Annotated in this window: 16 protein-coding genes; 8 read left to right on the forward strand and 8 right to left on the reverse strand. The window is 58.8% G+C overall.

Translation table 11 applies throughout. The features are described 5' to 3' along the window. Positions 1–161: 161 nt before the first annotated feature. The 4 genes from MARLIPOL_RS18770 to MARLIPOL_RS05350 all read left to right on the forward strand — a co-directional run bounded on the left by MARLIPOL_RS18770 (position 162) and on the right by MARLIPOL_RS05350 (position 4,002). Complete coding sequence (locus tag MARLIPOL_RS18770) at positions 162–1,082, forward strand: PEP-CTERM sorting domain-containing protein (protein WP_036190384.1); 921 nt, start codon at positions 162–164, stop codon at positions 1,080–1,082. A gap of 163 nt (positions 1,083–1,245) precedes the next feature. After that, positions 1,246–1,923, forward strand: coding sequence for a molybdate ABC transporter permease subunit (gene modB, locus MARLIPOL_RS05340; protein WP_036190387.1), 678 nt, complete (start codon positions 1,246–1,248; stop codon positions 1,921–1,923). Next, complete coding sequence (modC, locus tag MARLIPOL_RS05345; protein WP_012137074.1) at positions 1,920–3,002, forward strand: molybdenum ABC transporter ATP-binding protein; 1,083 nt, start codon at positions 1,920–1,922, stop codon at positions 3,000–3,002. Before modB ends, modC begins: the two co-directional genes overlap by 4 nt. A gap of 115 nt (positions 3,003–3,117) precedes the next feature. After that, positions 3,118–4,002, forward strand: coding sequence for an alpha/beta fold hydrolase (locus MARLIPOL_RS05350; RefSeq protein WP_012137075.1), 885 nt, complete (start codon positions 3,118–3,120; stop codon positions 4,000–4,002). A 17-nt stretch (positions 4,003–4,019) separates the two neighbouring features. On the opposite strand, the gene crp is transcribed toward MARLIPOL_RS05350, so the two are convergent. Beyond that, on the reverse strand, positions 4,020–4,661 hold the full coding sequence (gene crp, locus MARLIPOL_RS05355; protein ID WP_007153756.1) for a cAMP-activated global transcriptional regulator CRP: 642 nt from the start codon (positions 4,659–4,661) through the stop codon (positions 4,020–4,022). Between the two features lie 242 nt (positions 4,662–4,903). Between crp and MARLIPOL_RS05360 the strand changes: the two genes are divergently transcribed. The 3 genes from MARLIPOL_RS05360 (at position 4,904) to MARLIPOL_RS05370 (ending at position 7,316) form a co-directional block, all read left to right on the forward strand. Then, on the forward strand, positions 4,904–5,326 hold the full coding sequence (locus tag MARLIPOL_RS05360; RefSeq protein WP_012137076.1) for an OsmC family protein: 423 nt from the start codon (positions 4,904–4,906) through the stop codon (positions 5,324–5,326). Positions 5,327–5,530: 204 nt separating this feature from the next. After that, positions 5,531–6,325, forward strand: coding sequence for an adenosylmethionine decarboxylase (speD, locus tag MARLIPOL_RS05365; protein ID WP_012137077.1), 795 nt, complete (start codon positions 5,531–5,533; stop codon positions 6,323–6,325). Between the two features lie 133 nt (positions 6,326–6,458). Then, positions 6,459–7,316 carry a pirin family protein gene (locus MARLIPOL_RS05370; RefSeq protein WP_012137078.1) on the forward strand — a complete coding sequence of 286 codons (858 nt, stop codon included), beginning with the start codon at positions 6,459–6,461 and terminating at the stop codon, positions 7,314–7,316. Positions 7,317–7,338: 22 nt separating this feature from the next. Here the strand turns inward: MARLIPOL_RS05370 and MARLIPOL_RS05375 are convergent, their stop codons facing one another. The 6 genes from MARLIPOL_RS05375 to trxA form a co-directional block, all read right to left on the reverse strand. After that, entirely contained in the window at positions 7,339–9,489 is a 2,151-nt protein-coding gene (locus MARLIPOL_RS05375; protein ID WP_012137079.1) for a 3'-5' exonuclease, read from the reverse strand. Positions 9,490–9,492: 3 nt separating this feature from the next. After that, complete coding sequence (locus tag MARLIPOL_RS05380) at positions 9,493–9,864, reverse strand: response regulator transcription factor (protein ID WP_012137080.1); 372 nt, start codon at positions 9,862–9,864, stop codon at positions 9,493–9,495. After that, entirely contained in the window at positions 9,861–12,632 is a 2,772-nt protein-coding gene (locus tag MARLIPOL_RS05385; RefSeq protein WP_012137081.1) for a sensor histidine kinase, read from the reverse strand. Before MARLIPOL_RS05385 ends, MARLIPOL_RS05380 begins: the two co-directional genes overlap by 4 nt. Positions 12,633–12,645: 13 nt before the next feature. Next, the gene (locus MARLIPOL_RS05390) at positions 12,646–12,846 is read right to left on the reverse strand and encodes a hypothetical protein (RefSeq protein WP_012137082.1); all 201 of its coding nucleotides are present in this window, start codon (positions 12,844–12,846) and stop codon (positions 12,646–12,648) included. Positions 12,847–12,926: 80 nt separating this feature from the next. After that, a complete protein-coding gene (locus tag MARLIPOL_RS05395) occupies positions 12,927–13,235 on the reverse strand; it encodes a hypothetical protein (protein ID WP_012137083.1) in 309 nt (102 codons plus the stop codon). 186 nt (positions 13,236–13,421) lie between these two features. Beyond that, positions 13,422–13,748, reverse strand: a complete 327-nt coding sequence (trxA, locus tag MARLIPOL_RS05400; RefSeq protein ID WP_012137084.1) for a thioredoxin — start codon at positions 13,746–13,748, stop codon at positions 13,422–13,424. A 190-nt stretch (positions 13,749–13,938) separates the two neighbouring features. Between trxA and MARLIPOL_RS05405 the strand changes: the two genes are divergently transcribed. Then, a complete protein-coding gene (locus MARLIPOL_RS05405) occupies positions 13,939–14,853 on the forward strand; it encodes a LysR family transcriptional regulator (protein WP_012137085.1) in 915 nt (304 codons plus the stop codon). 14 nt (positions 14,854–14,867) lie between these two features. Here MARLIPOL_RS05405 and MARLIPOL_RS05410 read toward each other — a convergent pair whose 3' ends face one another. Beyond that, positions 14,868–15,734 carry a phosphoribulokinase gene (locus MARLIPOL_RS05410; protein ID WP_012137086.1) on the reverse strand — a complete coding sequence of 289 codons (867 nt, stop codon included), beginning with the start codon at positions 15,732–15,734 and terminating at the stop codon, positions 14,868–14,870. Positions 15,735–15,750: the final 16 nt, after the last annotated feature.

Here is a 15,750-nt window from a genome sequence, read left to right on the forward strand (position 1 = left end):
ACCAATAACCGAGTGTCAGACCATTTTACATGTGGAGCAGCGAAAGCGGACCAAAATGACATTAACCCACTGTTTTAAAAACGATCTACAGGCATCGGCGTAGTACTTGCCTTTTGGATGGGCGCATGAAACGCACATACTATGACACGGAGAAGTTACACATGCGCTTAAGTACCCTATCCCGCTTTCTTCCCCACACGCTGGCTGCCGCAGGACTCCTGACGACGGGTTCGTCCGTCGCGGCGCCGATCGTAATGGAAGGCGATTTCGTCCGCACGGCGGTCAGTGACAATGGCACCCTTGGTGCCGGTGGCAGCACGGATCCGGGCATCATCCACGACACCAGCGGTACCCGCAACTGGGGTCCGGAGGACTACCTGACTCCCGGCACCCCGTGGGAATGGTTTGGTGTCACGTCAGCCCAGACCGGCACTGTGGGAAATAACAACGCCAGTTCGTCCGGGAGCATCACCACCCTGACAGGCCCAATGGATCTCTCCGGTGGCAGCGCCGACAATCAGGTTTCCTGGGAAGGCCAGTACAGTGACCTGTTCACTATCAGTCACAACTATTCATTCAATGACGACGATGAACGCATTGATGTACTGACTACCATCACGGCAATCCAGGATCTGAGCGACCTGAAATTCCTTCGCGCCATCGACCCCGACCCGGACGTCAATACCCACGGCTCCTACGACACCACCAACACCAGGGGCACGACTGGCGTGGCAGAGGAAGACTTCGTGAATTCCCAGGGCGGCATGACCGGGCTGACCCTCGGGCTTTACACACAATCCGATATCGCACACAACACCGGGATCTCCGCACCCTGGTCTACCAATCCGGACGACTACCTTGCGGGTGTCAACGATGGTGACGGAGATTACGTTATCGGACTGGGATTCGACATCGGCTCGCTGTTTTCCGGGGAACTGGTGAACCTGAGCTATTCCTATGTCATGGGTGAAACCCTGGACACCGTGGACCTACCCAACGACGTTCCGGAACCCGGCACCCTGGCCCTACTGGGACTGGGACTGACAGGCATCGGCTTATCCCGTCGCAGGAAGCATCGGTAAGCCCACCACCGGCCTGCCTCCATGCAGGCCGGTACACCTCCCCACTCAACAGCATGCTGCCAACCATAGAAAAAGCCCGGGAAATCATCGGCAAAGACCGTTAGGATAACTGTCAGATCCTGACATAATGACCGGCAAACCCGGTGAATCCGACGGAGCAACTATGAGCCCTGAGTGGCAAGCGGTATGGCTCACCCTGAAACTGGCCGGCATCACCACACTGCTACTGATGATTATCGGCACCCCGATTGCCTGGTGGCTCGCCCGCACCCGGCACTGGCTGCGTCAACCGGTGTTCGCGGTCGTCGCCCTGCCCCTGGTGCTCCCCCCCACAGTGCTGGGTTTCTACCTGTTAATGATGCTGGGTCCTGACGGCTTTATTGGTCAACTGACAGAACGATTGGGGATCGGCACACTACCGTTCACCTTCGAAGGCCTGGTGCTGGCATCCATCATCTATTCGCTGCCATTTACCGTGCAGCCCTTACAGAATGCCTTTGCCAGCCTGAATGAACGAATGCTGGAAGCGGCCGCAACCTTACGGGCCTCGCCATGGGACAGCTTCTTTACCATTGCCGTTCCCCTGGCGCGGCCAGGCTTTCTGACCGCTGCGGTCCTGACCTTTGCCCATACCATCGGCGAGTTCGGCGTAGTGCTGATGATTGGCGGCAACATTCCCGGAGAAACCCGGGTGCTGTCCGTGGCCATCTACGATCACGTCGAAGCCCTGGAGTACAGCCAGGCGCACTGGTTGGCCGGAGGCATGCTGCTGTTCGCTTTCCTGGTACTGGTCGGCCTGCACACCATTAACGGTCGTCTGGCTGGTGGGGTCGTTAAATGACCCAGAGTAATGGCATTCTCGCCCGTTTCCGCTGCGGTTTTGAAAGCTTTCAACTGGACGTGGACCTGCAACTCCCCGGACAGGGTATCACGGCCCTGTTTGGCCACTCCGGCGGTGGCAAGACTACGCTGCTTCGATGCATGGCAGGTCTTCAGAAGGCAGAGGGTTACCTGTCCGTGAACGGTGACTGCTGGCAGGATGACCATCACCGCCTGCCCGTTCACCAGCGCCCCCTGGCCTACGTATTCCAGGAAACCAGCCTGTTCCCTCACCTGTCGGTCCAGCGTAACCTCACCTATGGCTACCAACGCATTCCAGCCGACCAACGACAGATCGATTTCGGTCAGGCCGTGGACTGGCTGGGACTTTCAAACCTGCTGAACCGAATGCCTGAAAAACTGTCCGGTGGTGAACGTCAACGAGTGGCCATTGCCCGGGCTCTGCTGACCAGTCCACGCCTGCTGTTGATGGACGAACCCTTGTCTGCCCTGGACCGCAAGAGCAAACAGGATATCCTGCCCTACCTGGAGACTCTGCATCAAACCCTCGACATACCCATGGTCTATGTATCCCATGCGGCACCTGAGGTGGCCAGATTAGCCGACCACGTGGTGATGATGGACAACGGTCGGGTGATCGCCGAAGGGCCGTTACAGGAGACACTGGCCCGCACTGATCAGCCTTTTGCTCTGGAAGAAGATGCTGGGGTGATTGTCAACGCAGTCATTGGTGAGCGTGACACCCGCTGGCATCTGTGTCGCGCTGATTTTGAAGGCGGCAGTCTCTGGGTAAGGGAGGAGCCGCAACTGGAGTCCGGCAGGCCCGTGAGACTTCAGGTTCTCGCCCGGGATATCAGCATCGCCCTGGCTCCCAACCACGAACAGAGCATCCAGAACCTGCTGCCAGCCCGGGTGGAACAGGTCGCCACCGACCAGAGCCCGGGGACAACCCTGGTAAGACTGCAATCCGGTGACACTCCTTTCCTGGCCCGGCTGACCAGCCGGGCTGCCCACCAGTTGCAGTTGGTACCGGACATGGATGTCTGGCTTCAGATCAAAACCGTCGCCATTGTCGATTGAATCGTCGCGGGGACAACTTACCCAAGAGTCTGGCCCGCTTGGCACGGGCCAGCCTGCTCTCTGACCGGTAATCTGTGATGGTATGACAGCGCCAACCGGCCAACAGGAGCAAGCAATGACAACACAACACCAGTGGGTGAACAATAACGGCGTCAACCTGTACGTCACCACCGACGGCAATCCTGATTCTCCGCCACTGGTGCTTGTGCACGGCTATCCGGACAACCATTCCGTGTGGGACAGAGTAACCGACCAACTGAAAGACCGTTATTTTGTCGTCCGCTACGATGTTCGTGGCGCAGGTCGATCCGACAAGCCAGCCAAGACCCGTGCCTACCGCATGGTTCATCTCGCAGCGGATCTGGCAGCGGTTGTAGACGCAGTCATTCCAGAGCAGGGCTTTCACCTTGCCGCCCACGACTGGGGCTCCATACAAAGCTGGGAATCGGTGACCGCCGGTCCGCTGACATCAAGAATCAGGTCGTACACCACCATTTCCGGGCCGTGCCTGGATCACGTCGGCTTCTGGTTACGTAACAACGTCACCCGGGTCAGTGAGGGCGGCACCCGCAAGGTACTCAATCAGCTCGCCAGTTCCTGGTACGTTGCCATGTTTCAGTTGCCACTGCTTCCGGAGACTGTATGGCGCGCCGGTCTCGACAAGTTATGGCCAAACTATCTGAAAAACAGGGAGCAGGTTTCCGACGCGGAATACAACCGCTTTCAGCGCAATGACGGCCGCTACGGCGTGAAACTTTACCGGGCCAATTTCATGTCCAAGCTGCTACGGCCAGAACCCCGACAGGCTCAATGTCCAGTTCAACTGATCGTGCCTGGCCAGGACAACTACGTGAAAGAGCAGCTATTCGAAGGGTTGGAAAAATGGGCAGGAAAACTGAGCCGGCAGGAGATCGATGCGCCCCATTGGGTGTTACTGACCCAGCCCGACGCCATTGCCGGCTGGATTGACGGATTTGCCAGGAAGGCGGCCCGCGCCTAGATAACACGGGCCCATGGTCAGCGGGTGCCGTAGACCACCATGGTCTTGCCCTTGACCCGTACCAGCCCCTGGTCCTCCAGGGTTTTCAGGACGCGACCGACCATTTCCCGGGAGCAGCCGACAATACGACCGATTTCCTGACGGGTGATCTTGATCTGCATGCCGTCTGGATGGGTCATGGCATCGGGTTCCTTGCACAGGTCCAGCAGGGTCCGTGCAACACGACCCGTGACATCCAGGAAAGCCAGATCGCCGACCTTGCGGGTGGTCTGGCGCAGGCGGGAGGCCATTTGCTCGCCAATGAAATACAGAACCCGCGGGTCCTGCTGAGCAATCTCACGGAATTTGGTGTAGCTGATCTCAGCCACTTCACATTCGGTCTTGGCCTTCACCCAGGCGCTGCGAGAATCCATGTTGTCAAACAGACCCATCTCGCCGAAAAAGTCTCCGGCATTGAGGTAGGCCATGATCATCTCGCGGCCGTCGTCATCTTCAATGATGACGGTAACGGAGCCCTTGACGATGTAAAACAGTGAATCGCTCTTGTCACCGGCATAGATAATGGTGCTCTTGGCGGGGTAGCGCCGGCGGTGACACTGTGACAGGAAATAATCCAGATGCTTGGTTTTCTGCTCAACCGGCTTGACGATAGTGGCCATAGTGCGAGTCGTGCCTCCTAAAAAAACTGGCGGGTCCCGATGTTTATTATGTACCCGGCTTTCCATGCGGGTTTAATCATTTTTCTTGAAAATCAGCGCAACTTATAACAAGAAGGCCCGGTTTCGGCAACCTGAAACCATGTGTATCTGTGTAACCGGCCCGGGAAGGGGATTGCTGCCGAGCGTTAGTCTATGTGCTAGCATCCGTGCCAGATACCTGATGTATTGCGGAGTTTACCGACATGAAAGCAACTGTAGACTGGGCGGGAAATGCCAGCTTCAAGGCCACCAGTGGTACCGGCCACACCATTCAGATGGATGGCCCCCCCGATCACGGCGGCGAGAACCTTGGAGCACGCCCGATGGAAATGCTGCTGATGGGACTTGGCGGCTGTTCGTCCTTTGACGTCATGAGCATTCTCAATAAGAGCCGACAGGACGTCACCGCCTGCCACGCCGAGCTGGAAGCAGAACGGGCCGATGCCATCCCTGCCGTATTTACTCGCATACATCTACACTTTGTGGTTACCGGTCACGGACTGAAAGAAAACCTGGTTAAACGCGCTGTCAGCCTGTCAGCGGAGAAATACTGTTCCGCTTCAATCATGCTCGAGAAGGCCGGCGTGGAGATCACTCACAGCCACGAAATCCGTGAAGCAGAATAGCCTTTAGCAGACACGGAAATTACGGATGCTAAAATGTGTTTGCGAAGACTACCCAACCACATTCGTGGTGTGCATAATACGCACCCTTCTCCGCCGGTCTGCGCAAATGGTGAACAATCCGGTCAGTAGTCGGTGGCGGCCTCGGCAGAATGCCCGATCAGGCATTCTGTAGTCATTCATCTCCACTTCCCGGAGGGGCTGAGCATGGAAACCAAACTCCAGTTGCACGGTTTCAACAACCTGACCAAATCTCTTAGCTTTAATATTTACGATATCTGTTACGCGCAGACCGAGGATCAACGGGAAGCTTACATTGATTACATCGACGAGATGTACAATGCTGAGCGCCTGACCCAGATCCTGACCGATGTGGTCAAGATCATTGGCGCCAATGTTCTCAACATTGCCCGCCAGGATTATGAACCCCACGGCGCGTCGGTAACCATGCTGATTGCCGAGCATGAGCTCACCAACGGTGAAGAGCCCGACAACGAAGAATCTCCGGGCCCGCTACCGGATGCCATCGTCGCACACCTGGACAAGAGCCATGTCACCGTACACACCTACCCGGAAAGCCATCCCCACGATGGTGTGAGCACCTTCCGGGCAGATATTGACGTGTCGACCTGCGGCCTGATTTCACCGCTGAAGGTGTTGAACTACCTGATTCACAGCTTCGATTCCGATGTTGTCACGGTGGACTACCGTGTGCGTGGCTTTACCCGCGATGTGGACGGCACCAAGCATTACATCGATCACGACATCAACTCGATTCAGAACTACCTGACCGAGGATACCCAGAACGCCTATCAGATGATTGACGTAAACGTGTACCAGGAGAACCTGTTCCACACCAAGATGATGCTGAAGGAGTTCAAACTCGACAACTACGTGTTCGGTGTCAATGCCAGTGATCTGGGCGAGGAAGAAGCACAGTCCATCGAAGATCGCCTGCGCCGTGAAATGCTGGAGATTTTTTACTCCCGCAACGTGGAGTAAGTACCCCCTCCCATGGCCGGCGGGACGGTTTCCGCCGGTCATTCAGTTTTTTTGATGTCCCACCCCGAAAATCTCCGTTTTATTCTCCTCGACCTCCGGCGTTTAATAGTCTTATTAACACAAGGAGGACACCATGACCTTTCGAACCATCAAACAAACCATCCCTGCCCTGGAGACTTCCGACGGCGCCGGCGTACGCATCAGGCGCTCCATCGGCCAGCACCAGAATATTCGACTGGATCCGTTTCTGATGCTGGACGAATTCGGTTCCGACCAGCCCCAGGATTACATTGCCGGCTTTCCGTCTCACCCTCATCGCGGGTTCGAGACCGTGACCTACATGATCGAGGGTCATATGCTCCATGAGGACCATCTCGGCAATCAAGGCAACCTGAAAAACGGTGGCGTGCAGTGGATGACCGCCGGTCGTGGCATTGTGCACTCTGAAATGCCCCAGCAGGAATCCGGCCAGATGCGCGGTTTCCAGCTCTGGCTGAACCTGCCGGCCGCCGAGAAAATGAAGCCGGCGGGGTACCGGGACATCCAGCCGGAGGAGATTCCCGATGTCCATCTGGAAGGTGCACGGCTGAAGCTGATTGCGGGTGACATCGAGGTCGACGGCACCATGGTCGCGGGCGCGATTTCCGGCGGTAGCACACGCCCCCTGTACATGGACATCCATATGGAGCCCGGCAAAGCCATCACCCTACCCGTCAGCGACCAGCTGAACGCGATGGTGTACCTTTACGAGGGTAGGGCCAGACTTGAGCACGAGGTTGAAGACAAGCCACTGAAGCTGGCGGCAGCTACTATCCTCGGCGACGGCGATCAGGTGCGATTTGAATCCGGAGCCGACGGAGCTCGCCTGCTGCTGATAGCCGGTAAGCCGATCAACGAACCGATCGTCCAGTATGGTCCGTTTGTGATGAATACCCGTGAGGAAATTGAGCAGACCCTGCGGGACTACCGGGACGGGCGCCTGACCGCCTGAACCGGACACTCCGGCCTACTCGCTAATATTCAAGCTTGGCGTAGGCCGACTTTCTGGATGCCTCCCGCGCCTGCTTGAGGGTATGGACACCTCGCTCTTCAAGCAGCGGGATCAATTTCAGCAGTACATGGCCGGTAACCATGGCGTCGCCCAGCGCGGTGTGCCGACCTACCACCTTTACCCCGAGGCGGGCAGCAATCTGTTCCAGACCGTGTCCCTCAGCTGGCTGCACGAGGGCTGACAGCAGCAGAGTGTCCAGCACCGGCTGGATAAAGTGGATGCCGGTCTGTGCCTCCTTGAGCTGCAGGAAACGCATGTCGAAGGCAGCGTTGTGGGCCACCAGCACTGTGTCCTCGGCAAAGCGTTGGAACAGCGGCAGCACCTCGGCGATGCCCGGTTGACCGGTAAGCATCCGGGGCGAGAGGCCATGTATCAGCTGTGATTCCCGTGGAATGGGGCGGTGCGGATCGACCAACTGCTCAAAGCATTCCTGCATCAGCAGTCGCCCGTTAACGATACGTACCGCACCAATGGAGATGATTTCATCGCCCTCGGAGGGCGCTAGTCCGGTGGTTTCGGTGTCGAACACCGTATAGGTCAACTCCCGCAGCGGCCGCTCGTCCAGTTCGGTACTCTGTCCCGGCTGGTTGAACAGGTCGAAATCGTAGTACACCGGCCGCCCGGGAGTCCGCGCGGGCACGGGCACCTCCGCTTCCGACCGGGTTGCCGGCAATTGCAGGCACAGGCGACTGTATCCGGCCACCGTATCACCCTGGCACCAGATCTCACCGCCATGACTTTCCAGCACCTCTCGCAGGGACGCAGCAGCAGGGCCCTCAGCAACAGACCTGAAAGGTCGCTGCTCCCACTCGTGGAGATGCTCCGGCTCCGGCGCCGGCCCTTCCCAGGCGATCAACAGACGCGCAAAATTACCGTCGGCGGCCACCTCGATCGTCACCTCGCGAATGTCCAGGGCATCGGCCAGGGTAGCCATCAACTGGGTCATCGCCTGCACCAGGGAGTAGCTGTCCAGGTTCAGCCAGAGCGACTCATCGCTTTCCGGGTAGCGGTCATTATCGGAGGGATAGCGAGCCGTGACCCCGACCGTGGCGAAGCTGTGCTGTAGGGCGACCAGCAGGTCGGTGGCAAGCATGTCCTCGAGCAGCCACTGAGGGTGCAACAGGTCCGCGTGCCGACTCAGCGCCTGCTCCAGGTGACTGGACAGCCGTTGCGCCTCATCGCTGATCACTTCACCGAACCGGAGCCTGTGTCCTGCATCCATTTCCGGGAAGCGCTCCATGGTCTCAGCGGCAGCGCGGATGTTGCCCAATCCCGCCCGGGTACCTTCGGTCAACTGCTGCAGCAACGCATCGCGGCGGCTGTCCAGTGCCACCTCGCGGGTGATGTCCTCGAGGATCAGCACGAATCCGATGAACTCGCCCTGATGATCCAGCAGTGGTGCCATTTGTGCCCGCAGCAGATAGTCGCCACGGGCAGTAACGAAGTGGGCCGCCGGATCCTGGCAATTCTGCCGGAGGCGCTGCCGGATCCGTTCCAGTGCATGCACGATCAGCCGCTGGTCGAGTATGCCGAAAATCGAGCGGCCCAGGCCCACTGGCGCCCGTGCCGGACCGCCTGCGTGCGGTTCAAGCAATTGGCAGGCACTGCCGTTGTACAGCAGGATGCGGCCCTCGCTGTTGCACATCAGCACACTCTGGGACAGCTCCGACATCAACGCCGCCAGTCGGTTTTTTTCCTGCTCGAGACGGGCGTTGGCTTCTTCGATACGGCTCGCCACCTCGTGCTGCAACGCGCAATGGGCCTCGGCAAAGGCATTCACCGCCTCACCCAGACGGCGCATATCGCCGCTGCCGGTCAGGGCCACGCGGTGCTCGGGATGGGCCCGGTGAATGATATCAACGTCTTCGCGCAGGCGGATCACCGCCTCCGGGTAGGCCACCAGCCACTGCCGGAGGAGTACACCAAAGGGCACCAGGACCAGCACGCCAAGCACAACCAACAACATGCCTCGCCCGGATACCAGCGCAGTCAGCGCGGCCCGTTCCGTGGCATCCAGGTCAGCCCAGAGAAAGCTTCCGGCGAGTGCCAGCAGGCCGGCCAGCAGCGCAATCAGTGCCATCAGCCAGAGCGCCAGACGTACCGCCGGACGCATCGGCTATTTCCCCCCCAGGTGCGTGGCGATCTCCGCCAGCAATTCCTGGGTCGAGAACGGTTTGGTGATATAGGCATCCGCGCCCAGCGCCAGGCCCTTGCTGACCTCCACCTCACGGCCCTTGGCGGTCAACATCAGCACCCGCATGTCCCGCCAGTCCGGGTTCTCGCGGATCTTCTGGCACACATCAAATCCGCTCAGGCGCGGCAGCATCACATCAAGCAACACCAGATCCGGGCTCTCGCGCCGGATCGCCTCCAGCGCTTCCTGGCCATCGTGCGCCACCACCACCCGGTAGCCAGCCTGCTTGAGCAGAAACTCCAGGGAGATGACGATATTCGGCTCATCGTCGGCAATCAACACGGTCTTGCTCATGTCTTGTCCTCCGTCTCGTGGCCGGGGCCTGGCACGGCCACATCCGACTGCCCCAGAGGCAAAGTAAAGGAAAAGGTCGCGCCCTTACCAGTCCCACTGCGACCAGACTCACTGTGCACCCAAAGCCGGCCACCAAAATGCTCGACAATCTGCCGGCTGATCGGTAGCCCCAGGCCGGTACCCTGGGGTTTTTCGGTCAGATTGTCCCCGGCCTGGCGGAACTTCTCGAAGATGGTGTCCTGATCCGCCGCGTCGATACCACGACCATTATCGCGCACATCCACCTGCAACGCTTCCGGCAGCACCTGCACGGCAATGCCGATACGACCCGACTCGCGGTCGCAGAACTTGATGGCATTGGTGATCAGGTTAAGCAGCACCTGCAACAGTCGGTCACGATCCGCGATGACCGGAGGCACACGCGGTGGCAGGTCGAGCTGTATGTCCACGCCCCGCTCCTGCATCAGTTGGCTGGTGGTGGCCAGGGCATCGTCGATTACTTCCGCCAGGTCGATTTCAGAGGCGTGCCATTCCACCCGTCCTGCCTCGAGTTTGGCCAGGTCCAGTACCTGGTTGATCATGCGGGTCAGGCGCTCGCTCTCCTTGACAATAATGGCAATGAACTGCGCCCGTTGTGCCTGCTCCAGGTCCGGATTATCGTTCAGGATCTCGGAGAAGGCGCGGATGGAGGTCAACGGCGTGCGCAGCTCATGGGTTACGGTGGAGATAAAGTCGTCCTTCAGTCGGTCAAGCTCCCGCAGCCGTTCGTTGGCCGCCCGCAACTCGCGAGTGGCGGTCTCCAGCTCCTGCGATTGCTGCTCCAGGCGGCGACTGTATGCGATAACCTGAGAAGTCTCATCAAGAATGCCCAGTACTTCCTCCATGCCCAGTGGCTCTTCCTGCACCACCGACGCCAGCATTACCCGTGCCGAGGCCGCCCCGATAGCACCGGCCAACTGCTGCTCGGCGAAGTGCACTAGGTCTGCACTGGAGCGCTGGCCTCGCCGGCTGGCGTAGTTTGCGAAAGCTGCAGCAGCACGGTCCGGCCCCAAGAAACGCCCCACCAGAGCGATAACTTCGGTCATCGAAGCGCTGCCGCGCCAAAGGCTGGCGCCCCGCCCTGCCGACTTGAAGACATCAACGAAGAGCAGCGCCTGGGCATGCTCACGGCTACTCTGACGTCCAAACAGCGACACCCCGACATAGGCACCCAGGTTAACTAACAGACTCCAGAACAGCGAATGGCCAAGTTCGTCCACGCCATCCAGACCAAACAGGGCCGTAGGCTTTAGCCAGGTAATCGCGAACGGCCCCTGCTCGATAAAGCTCAATGGCAGCCAGCCGGACTTGGCAAACGCCGGCAGCAACAGGGTATAGGCCCACAGCAGGAAACCCAGGGACAGGCCCCACAGGGCTCCGGCCCGGCTACCCTGTTTCCAGTACATGCCGCCCAACATCGCCGGTGCGAACTGGGCCACGGCGGCGAAGGACACCAGGCCGATAGAGACCAGGGCATAAGCCTCGCCAGCGGCCCGGTAATACATGTAGCCAAGCAGCATCAGCAGCAGGATGGCGCCACGGCGGATGCCCAGCAGCAGCCGTGACAAATCCCGGCGCTGGGCCAGCCCGAGGGCCTTCCAGCGCAGCAGCAGCGGCATCGCCAGATCGTTGCAGATCATGGTGGACAGCGCGATGGTTTCCACAATGACCATCCCGGTGGCGGCAGACAGCCCACCGACGAAAACCAGCAACGCCAGGGCCTCCTGCCGATGGACCATGGGCAGGGTCAGCACGAAGGTATCGGCGTCCACCGTACCGGCGGAGAAGTGCATCAACCCAGCGAACGTGATGGGCAGCACAAAGATATTGATCGCCAGCAAGTACAGGGGAAACAGCCAGATCGCCTTGGCCAGGTGGTTCTCATTGACGTTCTCCACCACGCTGATCTGGAACTGACGAGGCAGGAACAGGATCGACAGCATCGACAGGAAAATCAGCGCCGCCCAGGAGCTGTATGTACCTGCCGGGCCGCCGAGAGTCAGCAACTGACCGATATCAGGCAACTGCGCGGCCCGGTCGAAGATATCGGCGAAACCGTCGTAAAGTACGAAGGTGACGAAAATGCCTACTGCCAGGAAGGCCAGCAGTTTGACCAGGGACTCGAAGGCAATCGCGGCCACCATGCCCTCATGGCGTTCGGTCGCGTCCAGGTGGCGGGTACCGAACACGATGGTGAACAATGCCAGCAGCAGGGCCACATAAAGCGCGGTGTCCTGCAGCGGCCCCATGGCCTCACTCTGGCTGGGCATCTGGATGGCAGGATACTGCCAGAAAATCAGGAAGCTGCTGGACACCGCCTTCAACTGCAGGGCGATGTAAGGAATCACCCCCACCACCGCGATCAGGGTAACCAGCCCGCCCAGCAACGCACTCTTGCCATAGCGCGCGGCGATGAAGTCGGCGATCGAGGTGATGCGATTGGCCTTGCTGATGCGGATCATCTTGCGCAGCACCAGCCAGAACAGAGCCGCCATCAGGGTTGGCCCGAGGTAAATGGGCAGGAAACCGACACCGCTGACCGCCGCCCGGCCGACACTGCCGTAAAAAGTCCAGGAAGTGGCGTACACCGCCATGGAAAGGGCGTAAATATAGGGGTTGGCAATGATCGACCGACCAGCATCGGCCCGCTTGTCGCCCCAATAGGCAATAGCGAAGAGGACGCCCAGATAGGCGCAGGAGGTCAGCAGTATCAAGCCACCCAGCGGCATGGGCAACGCTCCCTCATCGCCTGGAGCCTTCGACTACCCAGATCATCAATACGATCAGCAGCGCCCAGGCGGCAAACAGATAGGCAAACAGCAGCGGAATGCCGAACACCTCTCCGCGGCTATCGAACAATGCCAACAGGGGGTAGCTGAACAACAGGCAGCCCAGCAAAAACAACGCCACAAGCCGCTGGGCCCACAATGTACGATTGGCCATGGACTACACCTCCCTAGGGGAAGTGTAGTCCATGGCTCACCAATCCATTGTTTTTCCGTCCCCGGAGCCGGGATGCCAGCTTAAATTGTTAGCTTGGCAATGAACATGAAATCGCTTTGCATTGGAGCTTCATTCGTTCGCCAGGTAGAAACCCTGAAGGAATTCTCATCCACACTCTCAACAACCGCGATACAGTGCGGACTCATCGGCGTCACGACAACGTGCATGTCCCGATCAGGATCACACAGCCCCAGATTGTGGGTGATTACATAGATTTCCGTTTGCTGCTGCTTGAAAACAGTCCATCCAGGAAGGTCTACTATAGGCGCCGGTGAATCAAATCCGTCACCACCATTGATTTTCGCAGAAAATAATGACAATACGCTCATTCTAAAATCCCTTTAGTGTCCATTTGCCCTAAAAACCCAATACGTTAAAGACAATCATTTCAGGTTCAATTTAGCCCCTCCTTCTCGCCCAATGTACAATCCCTTGCCAGCCCACCTCGTGAACCGGTCAAGGCCAATATAACCATACTAGATCAATTCTCTGAATTGACACGGCTCAATACACCCTTAAAGCGCCCCGGAAATAAAACTCCGCAGTTGGCCGAGCCCCGCAGTGCCTGTGTGCTGTGCCGCAGCCTTGCCGTCACGATAGATCACCAGGGCGGGAATGCCCCGGATACCCGTGGCTGCCGCCAGGTCCGGATTTTCGTCCACATTCACTTTGGCCACGCTCAGTTCACCGGTGAACTCGTCGGCCAGCTCCTCCAGCAGCGGGGCGATGGCGCGGCAGGGTCCACACCACTCGGCCCAGAAATCCACCAGAACCGGCTTGGCCGAGCCCTTAATAGTGTCGTTAAAATTGCTGTCGTTCAGGTGTTGAATGGTGTTGGTCATAACACTCTTGCCCTCATTTCGGTTGATTGGACAAGCACAGGATGCCCATTCACCAGGGCGGACGACCAATGATTTCTTCGCATACAACACATCACCTGAAATGATGCATTGCAGAAGTTTCCCTTGCCGGCCAGAAATACCTGGCATAGGGTGGAGGCTTGACCTTGCGCATTCAGGGAGATTTCGGCGGGTGAAGAATCAGGAGTTGACGCTACTCTACGTATTCGATGCCATTATGACCGAGGGATCGATCACCCGTGCCGCCGAGCGACTGGCAATGACCCAGCCGGCGGTCTCGAATGCGGTCTCCCGCATGCGGGAGACCTGGCACGATCCACTGTTCGTCAAGCAGGGCAGGAACATCAGGCCGACCTCCTACGCCCGCAGTCTCTGGGACCAGATTCGCGGCCCCATGTACGACCTGAGCAACGCGGTGAATGTAACCCGCTTCGATCCGGCTCATGCCCGACGACAGTTCCGGGTTGCGGTCACTGACGCCATGCTGGAACTGATCTGGCAACCACTGGTAGCCGAACTCGAGCAACAAGCACCCGGTGTGGACCTGCACGCGGTGCCGTTTACCGAGGAGAGCGCCCTCACCCAACTCCGTGAAGCGCACGTGGACCTTGCCCTCGGCATGCTGACGGAGCACGATCGGAGCCTGCGCAGTAACTGGCTGTTCGACAGTGGCCATACCGTCGTCATGCGGCAAGACCATCCTCTGGCGGGCCGACCGCTGACGGTGGACGACTACATCGGCGCTCGTCACCTGATGGTGTCGCTGTCCGGGGAGGTAAATGGCTTCGTCGACCAGGCCCTGGGACGTCGGGGCCTCAAACGCCGGGTGGCCGTCGCCGTCAACCACTTTCCTGCGGTGCCCCGGCTACTGCGCCAGTCAGATATGATTGCCACACTGCCCCGGATAGCCACCAACGACACCGGCTTCAACCGGGGCATGTGGTCTACCGAAGTGCCAATTGCGATTGACCCTCTCAGCCTGTACCTGGTCTGGCACACCCGGCACGATCGGGACCCCGGTAGCCTCTGGATGCGGAAGCGGGTTGAACGGATCGCCAAGGCTTGCTGGGCGGAATGCTCTGGTTAGCCCCCTTCCCCTCGTCACGCAAAGGGCTTTTGCGCCATCAACCTCATCACCATGGGTCTCAGGATGAGATCCATGGCTAGCCCCAGCTTTGTTCCCGGAATGACCAGGGTGTCATGCCGGGACACACTGCTATTGCCGATCATTTGTAACAGGTAGGGGAAATCCACTTCCGAAGCATCCCGGAACCGGATCACCACCATGCTCTCATCCTCCGTGGGCACGTCCCGCACGACAAACGGATTGGACGTATCAACCAGGGGTACCCGCTGGAAATTAATGTGGGTCTGGGCAAACTGCGGCACGATGTCGTGGACGTAATCGTCCATACGGTTAATGATGGTTTCCACCACCGCTTCCTGGGAATAGCCCCGCTTGTTGGTATCGCGGTGAATCTTCTGTATCCATTCCAGATTCACGATCGGCACCACACCAATCAGCAGGTCAACGTATTGGGCAATGTTGTAGGTATCACCGACGACGCCACCATGCAATCCTTCATAAAACAGCAAGTCGGTATCCGCCGGTAGCGGCCCCCAGGGGGTAAAGGTTCCTGGTTTGTATCCTGCTGCCACCAGCGCACGATCTTCATCATGGACATACTGTCGAAACTGGCCATTGCCGGTATGGCCATAGTCGTATAACAGGGCTTCAAGCTTGTCGATGTGGTTGGCGGCCAGGGCGAAATGGTTACGCTCCCCGAACTGCCCCTTGGCCGCCAGGCGGGCCATTTGTTCCCGGGTGTAGCGGTGGAAGCTGTCACCACTGACCATGGCAGCACGCAGCCCCTCGCTGGCGAAAATCCGGCTGAAGATCTGGCCGGTGGTTGTGGTGCCAGCTCCGGAAGAACCAGTGACCGCAATTACAGGATGACGTTTCGACATGGCAAACCGTGGTCAG

Origin of the sequence: Marinobacter lipolyticus SM19, assembly GCF_000397065.2 — a bacterium.
In the GTDB taxonomy this organism is placed as follows: domain Bacteria; phylum Pseudomonadota; class Gammaproteobacteria; order Pseudomonadales; family Oleiphilaceae; genus Marinobacter; species Marinobacter lipolyticus.

Bases quoted from the DNA above. Each gene is read 5' to 3' on its own strand.
- MARLIPOL_RS18770 (WP_036190384.1), top strand. From the start codon at position 162: ATGCGCTTAAGTACCCTATCCCGCTTTCTTCCCCACACGCTGGCTGCC.
- modB (WP_036190387.1), top strand. From the start codon at position 1,246: ATGAGCCCTGAGTGGCAAGCGGTATGGCTCACCCTGAAACTGGCCGGC.
- modC (WP_012137074.1), top strand. From the start codon at position 1,920: ATGACCCAGAGTAATGGCATTCTCGCCCGTTTCCGCTGCGGTTTTGAA.
- MARLIPOL_RS05350 (WP_012137075.1), top strand. From the start codon at position 3,118: ATGACAACACAACACCAGTGGGTGAACAATAACGGCGTCAACCTGTAC.
- crp (WP_007153756.1), bottom strand. From the start codon at position 4,661: ATGGCCACTATCGTCAAGCCGGTTGAGCAGAAAACCAAGCATCTGGAT.
- MARLIPOL_RS05360 (WP_012137076.1), top strand. From the start codon at position 4,904: ATGAAAGCAACTGTAGACTGGGCGGGAAATGCCAGCTTCAAGGCCACC.
- speD (WP_012137077.1), top strand. From the start codon at position 5,531: ATGGAAACCAAACTCCAGTTGCACGGTTTCAACAACCTGACCAAATCT.
- MARLIPOL_RS05370 (WP_012137078.1), top strand. From the start codon at position 6,459: ATGACCTTTCGAACCATCAAACAAACCATCCCTGCCCTGGAGACTTCC.
- MARLIPOL_RS05375 (WP_012137079.1), bottom strand. From the start codon at position 9,489: ATGCGTCCGGCGGTACGTCTGGCGCTCTGGCTGATGGCACTGATTGCG.
- MARLIPOL_RS05380 (WP_012137080.1), bottom strand. From the start codon at position 9,864: ATGAGCAAGACCGTGTTGATTGCCGACGATGAGCCGAATATCGTCATC.
- MARLIPOL_RS05385 (WP_012137081.1), bottom strand. From the start codon at position 12,632: ATGCCGCTGGGTGGCTTGATACTGCTGACCTCCTGCGCCTATCTGGGC.
- MARLIPOL_RS05390 (WP_012137082.1), bottom strand. From the start codon at position 12,846: ATGGCCAATCGTACATTGTGGGCCCAGCGGCTTGTGGCGTTGTTTTTG.
- MARLIPOL_RS05395 (WP_012137083.1), bottom strand. From the start codon at position 13,235: ATGAGCGTATTGTCATTATTTTCTGCGAAAATCAATGGTGGTGACGGA.
- trxA (WP_012137084.1), bottom strand. From the start codon at position 13,748: ATGACCAACACCATTCAACACCTGAACGACAGCAATTTTAACGACACT.
- MARLIPOL_RS05410 (WP_012137086.1), bottom strand. From the start codon at position 15,734: ATGTCGAAACGTCATCCTGTAATTGCGGTCACTGGTTCTTCCGGAGCT.